Origin of the sequence: Asticcacaulis benevestitus DSM 16100 = ATCC BAA-896, assembly GCF_000376105.1 — a bacterium.
Taxonomy (GTDB): Bacteria; Pseudomonadota; Alphaproteobacteria; order Caulobacterales; family Caulobacteraceae; genus Asticcacaulis; species Asticcacaulis benevestitus.
In genome coordinates this window covers 373,535-386,487 of sequence record NZ_AQWM01000001.1, presented here as the reverse complement: position 1 = coordinate 386,487, position 12,953 = coordinate 373,535, and the positions used below count along the sequence as shown (strand labels likewise).

The 12,953-nt window shown below is 58.1% G+C and carries 11 protein-coding genes; 8 read left to right on the top strand and 3 right to left on the bottom strand.

The window, feature by feature from the left end:
• Nucleotides 1-15 precede the first annotated feature (15 nt).
• From aroQ to aat, 4 genes are read left to right on the top strand one after another with little or no spacing between them, the layout of a single operon-like run.
• Nucleotides 16-456, top strand: a complete 441-nt coding sequence (gene aroQ, locus B060_RS0101920) for a type II 3-dehydroquinate dehydratase (protein ID WP_018080061.1) — start codon at nucleotides 16-18, stop codon at nucleotides 454-456.
• A gap of 37 nt (nucleotides 457-493) precedes the next feature.
• Complete coding sequence (gene accB, locus B060_RS0101915) at nucleotides 494-976, top strand: acetyl-CoA carboxylase biotin carboxyl carrier protein (protein WP_018080060.1); 483 nt, start codon at nucleotides 494-496, stop codon at nucleotides 974-976.
• A gap of 5 nt (nucleotides 977-981) precedes the next feature.
• Nucleotides 982-2,358 (top strand): acetyl-CoA carboxylase biotin carboxylase subunit, encoded by a 1,377-nt coding sequence (gene accC / locus B060_RS0101910; protein WP_018080059.1) that lies wholly within the window; start codon nucleotides 982-984, stop codon nucleotides 2,356-2,358.
• A 32-nt stretch (nucleotides 2,359-2,390) separates the two neighbouring features.
• Nucleotides 2,391-3,044, top strand: a complete 654-nt coding sequence (gene aat, locus B060_RS0101905) for a leucyl/phenylalanyl-tRNA--protein transferase (protein WP_018080058.1) — start codon at nucleotides 2,391-2,393, stop codon at nucleotides 3,042-3,044.
• Here aat and B060_RS0101900 read toward each other — a convergent pair.
• Both B060_RS0101900 and B060_RS0101895 read right to left on the bottom strand, forming a co-directional pair.
• On the bottom strand, nucleotides 3,041-3,778 hold the full coding sequence (locus B060_RS0101900; protein ID WP_236621539.1) for a DUF2155 domain-containing protein: 738 nt from the start codon (nucleotides 3,776-3,778) through the stop codon (nucleotides 3,041-3,043). The two genes, aat and B060_RS0101900, sit on opposite strands and share 4 nt — an antisense overlap.
• A gap of 15 nt (nucleotides 3,779-3,793) precedes the next feature.
• Complete coding sequence (locus B060_RS0101895; RefSeq protein ID WP_018080056.1) at nucleotides 3,794-4,207, bottom strand: NADH:ubiquinone oxidoreductase subunit NDUFA12; 414 nt, start codon at nucleotides 4,205-4,207, stop codon at nucleotides 3,794-3,796.
• Nucleotides 4,208-4,437: 230 nt separating this feature from the next.
• On the opposite strand from B060_RS0101895, the gene B060_RS0101890 reads away from it, so the two are divergent.
• Both B060_RS0101890 and B060_RS0101885 read left to right on the top strand, forming a co-directional pair.
• On the top strand, nucleotides 4,438-7,227 hold the full coding sequence (locus tag B060_RS0101890) for a TSCPD domain-containing protein (RefSeq protein WP_018080055.1): 2,790 nt from the start codon (nucleotides 4,438-4,440) through the stop codon (nucleotides 7,225-7,227).
• Between the two features lie 60 nt (nucleotides 7,228-7,287).
• On the top strand, nucleotides 7,288-7,782 hold the full coding sequence (locus tag B060_RS0101885; RefSeq protein WP_018080054.1) for a pentapeptide repeat-containing protein: 495 nt from the start codon (nucleotides 7,288-7,290) through the stop codon (nucleotides 7,780-7,782).
• Nucleotides 7,783-7,919: 137 nt separating this feature from the next.
• Here the strand turns inward: B060_RS0101885 and aspS are convergent, their stop codons facing one another.
• Nucleotides 7,920-9,701 (bottom strand): aspartate--tRNA ligase, encoded by a 1,782-nt coding sequence (gene aspS / locus B060_RS0101880; RefSeq protein ID WP_026172515.1) that lies wholly within the window; start codon nucleotides 9,699-9,701, stop codon nucleotides 7,920-7,922.
• Between the two features lie 187 nt (nucleotides 9,702-9,888).
• Here aspS and B060_RS0101875 point away from each other — a divergent pair, with 187 nt between their 5' ends.
• Together B060_RS0101875 and B060_RS0101870 are read left to right on the top strand one after the other, a co-directional pair.
• A complete protein-coding gene (locus B060_RS0101875; RefSeq protein WP_018080052.1) occupies nucleotides 9,889-10,563 on the top strand; it encodes a P-loop NTPase family protein in 675 nt (224 codons plus the stop codon).
• 117 nt (nucleotides 10,564-10,680) lie between these two features.
• Entirely contained in the window at nucleotides 10,681-12,891 is a 2,211-nt protein-coding gene (locus tag B060_RS0101870; protein ID WP_081606786.1) for an RNA degradosome polyphosphate kinase, read from the top strand.
• The last annotated feature ends 62 nt before the right edge of the window (nucleotides 12,892-12,953 follow it).

Sequence of the window (12,953 nt, the reverse complement as noted above, 5' to 3'; positions counted from 1 at the left end):
TTCTACGAAGGTTTCATGTCCAAGCCCATATATGTCCTCAACGGCCCAAACCTCAACCTCCTTGGGGTAAGAGAGCCGGAAATTTATGGCTACGACACCCTCGCCGATATTGAATCGCGTTGCGCCGCCTTGCTTGAAGGCACAGATCACAGTCTGGTGTTCCGGCAAAGCAATCACGAAGGTCAGTTGGTTGACTGGATTCAGGAGGCCCGCACCGAGGCCAGCGCGCTGATCATCAATCCCGCAGCCTACACCCACACCTCGGTGGCGCTCTATGACGCTTGCAAGGCGTTGAGTATCCCCATCATCGAATGCCACCTCTCCAACCCCCACGCCCGCGAAAGCTTCCGGCATCACTCATATGTGTCGCTGGCGGCGAAAGGGATTGTTGCAGGATTTGGTTCCATTGGTTATGAACTGGCCATTCGCGCCGTTTTGACCCTCGTTAAACAGTAGAGTCTTTATTTTTCAAGACTTTGTACAAGGCTATCACATGACGACTCCCAAAGCTCCCGCCGCCGATCCGATCGACCCCAAGCTGATCCGCAAGCTCGCCGACATCCTGAAGGAAACCGAGCTGACCGAGATCGAGGTCGAACAGGGCGATCTCAAGATCCGCGTGGCGCGCCAGCTTACGGCGGCACCGAGCGTTGCTTATGCGCAAAGCTATGCGCCGGCTCCCACGGAACCTGTTGCTGCGGCCGATGTCGCGCCCGCGCCCGCTGCAGCGGCCGCCGTCGCCAAGGACGCCATCAAATCGCCTATGGTCGGCACGGTCTATCTGCAGGCCCAACCCGGCACGCCTGCCTTCATCAAGGTAGGTGATAAGGTTAAGCAAGGCCAGACCCTGCTGATCATCGAAGCCATGAAGACGATGAACCCTATTCCATCGCCGCGTGAAGGCGTTGTGGCCCAGATTCTGGTCAGCGATTCCCAACCCGTCGAATTCGGCGAAGCGCTCGTCGTCTTCGAGTAAGACACATGACTCAAGATTCCCCAGTAAAAACCTTCGACAAGATTCTCATCGCCAATCGTGGTGAAATCGCCCTGCGGGTCATCCGCGCCGCCAAGGAAATGGGCATCGCCACCGTGGCCGTCCATTCCGAAGCCGACCGCACTGCCATGCACGTGCATCTGGCTGACGAGTCCGTCTGCATCGGGCCTGCATCGGCCTCCAAGTCGTATCTCAATATCCCGTCGATCATCGCCGCCGCCGAAATCACCGGTGCCCAGGCGATCCACCCGGGCTACGGCTTCCTATCGGAAAACGCCCGTTTCGCCGAGATCGTCGGCGCCCACGGCATGACCTTCATCGGTCCGAAGCCCGAACATATCCGCATGATGGGCGACAAGATCACCGCCAAGCAAGCCGCTAAGGACGCCGGCATCCCGGTTGTTCCAGGTTCCGATGGCGGCGTTTCGACCGTTGAGGAAGCCATGGAAGCCGCTGAAACGATCGGCTTCCCGCTGATCATCAAGGCCGCTGCCGGCGGTGGTGGACGTGGCATGAAGGTCGCCAAGGACCCGGAGTCTCTCGCCGAAGCCGTGCTCAGTGCCCAGACCGAAGCCGCCGCCGCCTTTGGTGACGGGACGGTCTATATGGAACGCTATCTCCAAAAGCCGCGCCACATCGAGATCCAGGTGATCGCCGACAGCCACGGTAATGTCGTCCACCTCGGCGAGCGCGACTGCTCCTTGCAGCGCCGCCACCAGAAGGTGCTCGAAGAAGCGCCTTCGCCGGCTATCGATGACGCCGCACGCGACAAGATCGGCATGATCGTCGTGAACGCCATCAAGAAGATCGGCTATCTCGGCGTCGGCACAATCGAGTTCCTGTTTGAGGACGGTGAGTTCTTCTTCATCGAGATGAACACCCGCCTTCAGGTCGAACATCCGGTGACCGAGTATGTCACCGATATCGATCTGGTGCGCGAACAAATCCGTATCGCCGAAGGCCTACCGCTGTCGTTCACCCAGGACGATATCAAGCTCAAGGGCCATGCGATCGAAGTCCGCATCAATGCTGAAAACGCCCGCACCTTCGTGCCCTCCCCCGGAACGGTCACTGATTTCCACGCGCCCGGCGGTCTCGGTGTGCGCCTGGATTCGGCGATCTATAACGGTTACGCCATCCCGCCCTATTACGACTCGCTGGTTGGCAAACTGATCGTGCACGGCCGCGACCGTCCGGAAGCCCTTGCCCGCCTCAAGCGTGCGCTCGGTGAAACGGTGGTGACGGGTATCGACACGACCATCCCGCTCTTCCTCGACCTGCTGCAGGAAAAGGACGTCCAGTCAGGTGACTACAACATCCACTGGCTGGAAAACTGGATCAAGGCGCAAGAAGCAGGGGCGTAACGTCCCTGCCCCACAACACGGCGGCGCAAGCCTTGGCTGACTTCACCCTTGATGACCTGATCGACTGTTATCGCACCGGCATCTTCCCGATGTCGGATGCGCGCGATGACGACTATCTGTTCCTCGTTGATCCGCCGATGCGGGGCGTCATGCCGCTCGATGGCTTTCACATACCGTCGCGACTTGCCCGCACGGTGCGCAAGGATGCCTATACCATCCGCATTGACACGGCCTTTAGCCAGATCATCGAACTTTGCGCCGAGGAAGCCATGAACCGCACCTCGACCTGGATCAGCTACTCGATTCAGGCCCTCTATCAGGCGCTGTTCGCGCGGGGTCTGGCGCACAGCGTCGAGGTGTGGTCCAAGGGCGATGACAGTCAACTGTTGGGCGGCCTGTACGGGGTCTCTATCGGCGGCGCCTTCTTTGGTGAAAGCATGGTGTCGCGCGAACGCGACGTCTCCAAGATCGCCCTTGTGCATCTGGTGGCACGCCTGAAAGCCGGCGGGTTCAGCCTGCTCGATTGCCAGTTCCAGACTGACCATTTGAGCCAGTTCGGCGTAATCGAACTGCCGAAGGCCGACTACCTGGTCAAGCTGGAGCAGGCTATCGACCTGAAAGGTGATTTTTATGATTTGCCGCGCACGGCTTCTGGGCGCGATGTCATGGATATCCTCACGTCTTAGCTCGTGGTGCTGACGAGGGGGTGCCGGCAACTGATCACCCAGGCATCATAGACCGGATGCTGGATAGGGTTGAGGCTCGGAGTCGAGGCAAACGTCCAGCCGCGGAAAACTTCCTTGGACTTGATCGCCGGTGACGTATTGGTGGCCGCCGTCGGATTTGTGCGCACGCGTACATAGGCCATGGCATCCGACATCGGCTCGTCTTCAGCCGTTGTCTCGCAGGCCTTGACCGTATAGATCAGGCCCTTGTAGCGGATAGGCTTGCCGATCGGCGCCTCAAAACGCACGCTTTCCGCCGTCACCTTATCGAGCGCCTCAATTATTGCCACGGCATAGCGGGCACGTTTTTGCGGCGCATAGGATGACGCGCTAGCCTCAGAAGACGATGCTGATTTCGAGGTTGCCTCGGCTTGCGCCACCTTGGCCGGCGTCTGTTGCGGCACAAACGGATGGAGTTCACTCACCGGCGTATCGGTTGGTGTTACCGGAGTGGGCGCAGGCTTGACCGCTTCGGCCGCCGGCTTGGCTTTTTTGTTTTCCGGCACATAGGGCTTATACTGCACGCCATCGACATAATAGGGCTGCGGATCGTAATCCGCGCTATCGACATAGTGCGGCGCATCACCACCATTGCCGCCACGATCGGGCGGTGGCACCTGGGCGGAGGCCGGAATAACCACGCACGCCGCCACAGCCGCAAGCATAGCCCATCCGGAAACGGTGACGCGCTTCATAAGGGGTCGCTCCGGTTAGGGTTTCCAGGCTTCGTAATCGCCGGTCGTCTTTTGGCGTTCGGCCTCTGCATTGAGCGAACCCGATGGGAACTGCGCATAGGGAGTGCCACTCATATTCGGCATGTGGGGCTTTTCCCAGGCCTTGCGACGCAGAGGCTCTTCCGAAGGCGGCGTGTCATAGGTGTAATGCATCCAGCCATGCCAATCGGGCGGAATCTTCGAGGCGTCGGCATAACCGTTGTACAGTACCCAGCGGCGCTTACGGCCCGTGTCGTAACTGTTCTTGGCGGTGCGACCTTCAAAATAGCGGTTGCCAAACTCGTCCGTGCCGACCTGGCGACCATGCTTGCCAATGGTAAAGAGCGTGCCGAGCGTGGCGCCATTCCACCAGGTAAAAGAAGGAGCGAGTAAATTAAGCAACCAGCGCATCGTCATATATCCTTACCAGAGACGCATCACACGCCCCGAAATTCAACTCCCGACTATAAAGAGCCCGCGTGCGCAGGTAAAGCCGGACTGGAAAATATTGTGCGCGGCAAAAAGCCACCACGACATCAACATATTGTGGATGAATATGCAAAGGGACACCAGATTTATTGATGTATGTAAAAATTAACGCTACATCTGGGGATAATGTCCGGTAGATTTAAGGATTACACATGCCCTATCTGTCATCCGCCTTGCGCGCGCTCGGCCGGGAGAACGATCTGGAACTGCGCGAGATCGAACGCTCCGTCGCTTTCAGCGAGGTTTTGTGCCCCCGTGACCTGACATCGGTCCAAGTCGAAGCGTGGCTGGACTGGGCTGATTCGCTGCCGAATGACCTGCCGGCGGGCGCCGCGTCGCTTGCCATCGATCCCCAAGCCAATGTTTTTGATGGCGCGATTGCCACCTTCGCGCATCGTCTGGCGCAATGGGGCCTGCGCCTCGGTCACTTTGCGGATGCTGCCATGGCCGCAAATTTCGCTGAAGCCATCGAAATGACCTTGCTGTCCGGACTGGCGGCACCGGCCCTTGGAATGGCGTCCGGCCATCGTGTGCACCCAACGGCCGGTGACGTACTGCCCCCTCTTGCTGACAGCGTGTCCTTGTTCCTCGACGATCCGGCAGGCCGGCAATCGCTCAATCAAGTGTTGATCGAAGCGCGCACCACGACTCTGGCATCAGCGGCCCAGACACGACTGGCACAGGCGCTCGATGACATCAGCCACGCCATCGATCGTTCCGAAGGCGACCAGCGCGCCAGCCTGAAACACAATCCTGCACTTGCACGCGCCGCCAGCAAGGCGCGTCGCTTTGGCGCCTCGGACACCTTGATCGCACGGCAGATCCAGATCAGTCAGGGCATGGTGCCTGCGGACTGGTCGCGAATGCCCTCGCCCTCGCCTGCCAAGCCGCGCCTTCGCGCCGTTATCGGTGAGCGCGACCTCTTAAGCGCCGGCGATCCATCATCGGTTCTAGCGGCGGAAACCGCGCTCGAAACAGGCGCCATGCATATTGTTTTTAATCCGCATGATGCCGAGGTGGTGGAAGCGCACAATTCTGCCGCCAGCGCCGCCATCAATATTGATAGGTTTTTCGATGATCTTGGCGACTTCGCCAGCGAAGCTTTTATCGAAACCATAGGTCTGTGGACACAAGCGCTCGATATAGAAGCCGCCATCGGGTTCTCGTCCACCCTGGAAGACAGCCAGCGCCGCCACGCGATACGCCCCTTGAGCCTGACTCTTGCCGGCCTTGGCGAAGCGATTATGGGTCAGGGTCTGAGCCTGAATGACAAGGCGGGTACAGGCCTCGCCACCCATATCTTCGCCCTGTTTGAAGCCGCCGCCGCCCATGCCTCGGCGACCCTGGCCGCGCATATCGGCGCCTATGGCGATTTTGCCAGTGACAAGGCCGAGCAAACCGACCGTCTTAGTCAGCGCCTGTATCAGATCACAGCGCTCAAAGGCCATGCCGGGCTCAAATCACACGCGCTTGACCTGATCCAGACCGCGCTCAAACTGGCCAAGAAAACCGGCCTGCGCAATGCTCAGGTCACCGGTCTGTTCGATGATGCCGAACTGGCCTTGCGCCTGGGCGTTAGCCTCGGCGATCGCGGCGTCACCGATCTGCTGACGGTCATGGAAACTGAAGACGGTATTTTCGTCCCCACGGTGAAAGCCTGCGTTATCAAGGGCCTGCAGGCCATATCTCAGACATGGGGGGATGTACGCGGCGTGCTTATGGGGCATCGCAGCCTGATCGATGCGCCGCATATCCACGTCAGCGCTTTGAAAACAAAGGGCCTGAGCGAGTTCGAGATCGACCGGCTGGAAGCGGCCCTGCTCACGTCTTCCAGCCTCGCCGAGGTGTTTTCAGTGCGTCATATCGATGCCGCCTTTATCCAGGACATTTGGGGCCTGAGCGAAAGCGATCTGTCAGATCCGTCACTTAACCTTCTGGACATCATGGGCTTTTCGCCAACAGAAGTGGTGATGGCCGAGGCCCATATTTTTGGCCACAAAGACCCCGAAGCCCTCAAACTGGTCAGTGACGCCACCTACCATCTGCTCGCACCCGTCGGTCGCAAGGCGCAAATCCAGTTGCGACAACAGATCGAAGCCTTGCTCGATGCGCCGGCCGTAGCCCCGTTTTCCTTGGCCTGGGATCAGGGTGTGCTAGACGTCATGAAACTCTATTCCCTCGCGGCCAGTTCCGGCCTGCGCGCCATTTCCGTGGTGCGCGCCGAGGCGCCACTGGATTTCGCGCTCGATATTCCCGATGTCGATGAAGCGCCAAAACGCACTTCCGAGCCCGCACCCACCAGGGAAACCGCTGCACGTATCATTGAAAAAATCGTAGAGCGCGAACGGACGCGCACCAAGCTGCCGGATCGCCGCAAGGGCTATATCCAGAAGGCGGGCGTGGGCGGCCACAAGGTCTACATCCATACCGGCGAGTATGAAAACGGTACACTTGGCGAAATTTTCATCGACATGCACAAGGAAGGCGCCGCCTTCCGCTCGCTGATGAACAATTTCGCCATCGCTATCTCGATCGGTCTGCAATACGGCGTGCCACTTGAAGAGTTTGTCGAGGCCTATGTTTTCACGCGTTTCGAGCCAGCGGGCCCCGTGACCGGCAATGATCGCGTCAAGTCGGCGACCTCGATCCTTGATTATATCTTCCGCGAACTGGCCATTTCGTATCTCGAACGCGATGATCTTTCCAACGCCGATCCTTCAGAACTGAATGCCGATGGTTTGGGCCAGGGCTATTTCCATGGCGATGCGCTGCCGGAGACCGACGATGCGCCCAGCAACGCCATGCCGGCGTCGCAACTGATTTCGAAGGGGTTCGCACGCGGTACAGCTACCGATAATCTGGTGGTGGTGCCTTTTGGTAATCGTAAAAAATCCGAACCTGATAAGGCCTTGGTAAGCCAGGATGATGTAGAGGATCGGTAATGTCGGTATTGGCCCGCCTCTTGCTGGTGTTCCTGCAAATCTTAGCGAAGGTGTCCTTTTATGAAACGTATAGCGCTTGTCTTTCTTGCCGCCTCTTTCCTGGCTGCACCGGCTATGGCTCAGAATGCCTCTCAGGTCAGTGCGGCACAAAATGGCGCCAATTGCCCGAAGTGCAATCTTTTCCAGGCCGATTTCAATAATCGCACCCTTAAGAACAAGAACTTCGCCGGTGCCCGTCTGCGTCAAGCCGATATGGGTCTGGGCATTTTCAATGGCACCAGCTTCGCTGGCGCTGATCTGCGTGACATTAATGGCTCCGCTGCCTTGTTTGGCCGTGCCAACTTCGCCGGTGCCAACCTGACCAACGCCAATTTCGTCGGCGCCTATCTCGAACACGCCAACCTCAAAGGTGCTATCCTCTCCGGCGTCAACTTCTCCGGTGCGGAAATGCGCACCGCGACCGGCCTGACGCAGCGCCAGATGGACCAGACCTGCGGCGACCGCGCCACGCAACTGCCTGCCGGTCTGCGCATTCCGGTTTGCACAGTGCAATAAGAGCTGCTGATTTCTGGGGTTTGGCGCCAATGGCCCCAAGTCTTATCTCTTTCAAAGAAAAAGCCTCGCCAGATCGGCGAGGCTTTTTCTTTGAATAAGGCAAGGTTTTTGGGACACGGCCCCCAAAACCCCAGAAATCAGGACACCTTGATCGGCATCTGCGTGCGGATATGCAGTTCTTTCAACTGCTTATCGAGCACATCCGAAGGCGCACTCATCATCACATCCTGCCCCTGTTGGTTCAGCGGGAAGGCGATGACCTCGCGGATGGCCTGCTGGCCAGCAAGCAGCATCACAATACGGTCGATACCTGGCGCAAGACCACCGTGCGGCGGTGCGCCGTATTTGAAGGCGTTGAGCATACCGCCAAATTGCGACTCAACGAACGCTTCGTCATAGCCAGCGATCTCGAAGGCCTTCAGCATGATATCCTGCTTGTGGTTCCGGATCGCACCAGAGCACAACTCATAACCGTTGCAGACGATGTCGTACTGGTAAGCCAGAATATCGAGCGGATCTTTCGTCTGCAGTGCTTCCATCTCACCTTGCGGCATCGAGAACGGATTGTGCGAGAAGTCGACCTTCTTTTCTTCATCATTGAATTCGAACATCGGAAAATCGACGATCCAGCAGAACTTGAACTGATCTTCATCGACCAATCCAAGATCGGTGCCGACCTTGGTGCGGGCAGAACCGGCGAACTTGTAGAACACCTTCGGATCACCGGCCACGAAGAAGGCGGAATCGCCCTGGCCAAGACCAAGCTGTGCCATAAGCGCGTTGGTAGCGTCCTGACCGAGGTTCTTGGCGATAGGACCACCCCAGGCGCCCTGATCCTCCGACCAAAAGATATAGCCAAGGCCGGGCTGACCTTCACCCTGCGCCCACGAGTTCATGCGATCGCAGAAGGCGCGCGATCCGCCCTTCGGCGCCGGAATACCCCAGACTGCATTGGCGGAATTTTCGAGGATACGCGCGAAGAGGCCGAAACCACCGCCACGGAACGTCTCGGAGACATCCTGCATCTCGATGGGATTGCGCAGGTCGGGCTTGTCCGAACCGTACTTGGCGATCGATTCACGGTAAGGGATGCGCACGAACGGATAGGACGAGACGCGCTTACCTTCGCCGAATTCCGTGAACAGACCGTGCATGAGAGGCTCAATCGCCGCGAACACATCTTCCTGCGTCACAAAGCTCATTTCAACGTCGAGCTGGTAGAATTCGAGCGAACGATCCGCGCGCAGGTCTTCGTCCCGGAAACACGGCGCGATCTGGAAATAGCGATCGAAACCCGAAACCATCAACAGTTGCTTGAACTGCTGCGGCGCCTGCGGCAACGCGTAGAACTTGCCGGCATGGAGACGCGACGGCACGAGGAAGTCGCGCGCGCCTTCCGGCGACGAGGCCGTCAGGATAGGCGTTTGGTATTCAAGGAAGCCCTGATCAACCATACGCTGGCGGATCGAGTGGATCACCCGCGAACGCAGCACGATGTTCTTGTGCAGGGTTTCACGGCGCAGATCGAGGAAGCGGTTCTTCAGGCGGATTTCTTCGGGATAGTCAGGCTCACCGAAGACCGGCAGCGGCAGTTCGGCGGCTTCCGACAGCACTTCGACCTCAGCGACATAGACCTCGACCTCGCCGGTTGGCAGGTTGGCGTTGATGGTGGCACCGTCACGCGCCACAACCTTGCCATCGACGCGGATGACGCTTTCGGCGCGCAGACGCTCGACCTTTGCGAAACCCGGCGACGACGGATCGAAGACCAGTTGTGTCAGGCCGTAATGGTCACGCAAGTCGATGAACAGCAGGCCGCCGTGGTCTCGCTTGCGATGAATCCAGCCCGAAAGGCGGGTTTGCGAACCGGCATCGGAGGCGCGCAGGGCACCGCAGGTATGGGAGCGATAGATATGCATGAAACAGCCAATAAGATAAGGAAATTTGTTGCGCCGTAAGGGACATGATGTGCCGGGCTTGTCAAGCATTTTGCCGCGAATCATGGCGTCGCGGCCTTGATTCTACTCACAATCTCCAGACAGCCATCCACGCTTTATCTGATGGTGGCGCATTGTTATTCCGGCGCGGGACTTCTACATTAGAGCCATGTCCTTGCAACTGCCCCTTGACCTGGAGACGCCGGATCGCTTCAGCCGCGACAACTTCATCGCCAATACGGCGCTGACGACCTCACTCGCCGTGCTCATGCATCCTGATCAATGGTTGAGTCCGCATCTGATCCTGATGGGGCCCAAAGGCAGCGGCAAAACCCATCTCGGCCATATCTTTGCCGACCATACAGGCGGCCGCTTCCTGAGCGCAATGCAAACGTATAGCCTAGATGAACTCGCCAGCACCGCCTACGTAGTCGATGATGCCGAAGACGCTTCCGAGGAGGCCTTGTTCCACCTGTGCAATCACGTTCAAAAATTCGGGCAGCAACTTGTTTTACTAACCGAAAACCAACCGATTGCCTGGAATGTCAAGCTACCCGACCTGAGTAGCCGGCTCAATGCCATGCGCATTCTGAGCCTGCCCGAACCCGACGAAGACCTCCTCATCGCCATCCTCAACAAGCTGTTCGCTCAGCGTGCGATCTCGCCCTCCCCCGACTTTATCGACTATATTGCCCGGCGCATGGACCGTTCGGTCGGGGCTGCACAAAAAATTGTCACAGAACTGGAGCATTATGCCAATGGACGTGCGTTCAACCGCGCCCTGGCCAAATCCTTCTTCGATCAGAATGGCGACTTTTTCGAACCGGAAACCGGTGCGCCCTGATGAAATCGCAGTAACCTCAACGGTTTTTTTGGGTAGTTTTTAAGGGTTGAGCGCTATAAATTGCAAAAATTGAGCAAAAGTGATTCCGATATGATTGATTCGAATATGGCTGTGCAAATGTCTTCCGATGCGTCATCAGCGCCAGAGGACAGCAGCCATGCCACGACGCCAGCTTTTGACTTCAGCAATGACGCGACACTCGATCCGTCGCTCTATATCAATCGTGAACTGAGCTGGCTGGCCTTCAATCAGCGCGTCATCGAAGAAGCGAAGAACCCACGCCATCCTCTGCTGGAACGCCTGCGCTTCCTGTCGATCTCCGCCAACAACCTCGATGAATTCTACATGGTGCGCGTGGCCGGTTTGCAAGGCCAGGTGCGTGAAGGTGTCCGCGTGCTCAGCGTCGACGGACACACGCCGCACGAGCAGTTGGAGATGGTCAATAGCGCAGCCGGCAACCTGATGAGCAAGCAGCAGGCAATCTGGTCGCATATCCGTAACCAGTTGCACGAGAATGGCCTTAACCTGCTGTCCACCAAGGACGTCAACAAGACCGATATGGCCTGGCTGGAAAAGCTATACGAAAGCCAGCTTTTCCCGGTTCTGACACCGATGGCGATCGACCCGGCTCACCCCTTCCCGTTTATTCCCAACCTGGGCTTCTCGATCGTCCTCAAGCTGGTGCGCCGCAAGGACAACAAAACCATGTATGCGCTTGTGCCGATCCCGACTGGCGTAAAGCGCTTCTGGGAAGTCGAATCGGCCGCGCGCAAGGCGGGTGACACACGCCGCAAGTTTATCTCGCTTGAGAATTTCGTCTCGCTGTTCCTGCACCAGCTTTTCCCCGGCTTCGATATCATTTCACGCGGTCTGTTCCGCATCCTGCGCGATTCCGATATCGAAATGGAAGAAGAAGCCGAAGATCTAGTGCGTGAGTTCGAGGCTCTCATTAAGCAGCGCCGTCTCGGCTCTGTCGTGCGCGTCGAGATCGACTCGACCATGCCGGATGACCTGCGCGCCTTTATCGTAGGCCACCTGCACGCCGCCGCCGAAGACGTCGTCAATATCACCGGCATTCTCGGAATGGCCGAGGTGTCGCAACTGATCCCGCGTGACCGCAACGACCTGAAATTCAAACCCTTCGAACCACGCTTCCCCGAGCGCATCCGCGATAACGGCGGCGATGTGTTCGGCGCCATCCGCGAGAAGGACATTCTGGTTCACCACCCCTTCGAGAGCTTCGATGCGGTGGTGCAATTCCTGAAGCAATCGGCGCGCGATCCCAACGTCATCGCCATCAAACAGACCCTTTACCGCACCTCGAAGGACAGCCCCATCGTCGCGGCGCTGATCGAAGCCGCCGAACAGGGCAAGAATGTCACCGCGCTTGTCGAAATCAAGGCGCGCTTCGACGAAGAAGCCAACCTGCGCTGGGCTCGTGCCATGGAACGCGCCGGCGTCCACGTCGTCTACGGTTTCGTCGAATACAAGACCCACGCCAAGCTGTCGGTCGTCGTGCGACGCGAAGGAGAGTCCTTGCGCACCTATTGCCACTTTGGCACCGGCAACTATCACCCGATCACCGCCAAGGTTTATACCGACCTGTCGCTCTTTACCGCCAATCCGGAACTGGGCCGCGACGCCATGCGCGTATTCAACTTCATCACAGGCTATGCCCGCCCAGATATGATGGAGAAGCTCTACTTCTCGCCCGTTACCTTAAAACCAGGCCTTATCCATCTGATTGATCAGGAAATTATCAACGCCAAGGCCGGCAAGCCAGCGCAGATCTGGGCCAAGCTCAATGCCCTGGTCGACCCGCCCATCATCAAGAAACTCTATCAGGCGTCTCAGGCAGGCGTTCAGATCGATCTCGTCATTCGCGGCATCTGCTGCCTGCGTCCGGGCCTGCCCGGCGTATCGGAAAACATCCGGGTCAAGTCGATCGTCGGTCGTTTCCTCGAACATTCGCGCATCGTCTGCTTCGCCAATGGCCATGCCCTGCCGTCAGATCAGGCGCGCGTCTTTATCTCCAGCGCCGACTGGATGAGCCGCAACCTTGATCGTCGCGTCGAAACCCTGATACCGATCGAAAATCCGACCGTCCACCGTCAGGTGCTCGATCAGATCATGGTGGCCAACCTCAATGACGAGGCCCAGACCTGGTATCTCAATAAAGACGGCAGCTATCATCGTATCGATGTCAGCCATCTTGAAGAGCCCTTCTCGGCCCACGATTACTTCATGACCAACCCGTCGCTTTCCGGCCGCGGTCGTGGTGTGAAGGATCTGCCGCAGGCATTCGATCACGTGGGCGCGCGCAAGTAAAACCGCTCACGAGGAAGTCAGCCAACAGACGCTTAAAAGACTGGCCAAACTCGGCCAAAAGC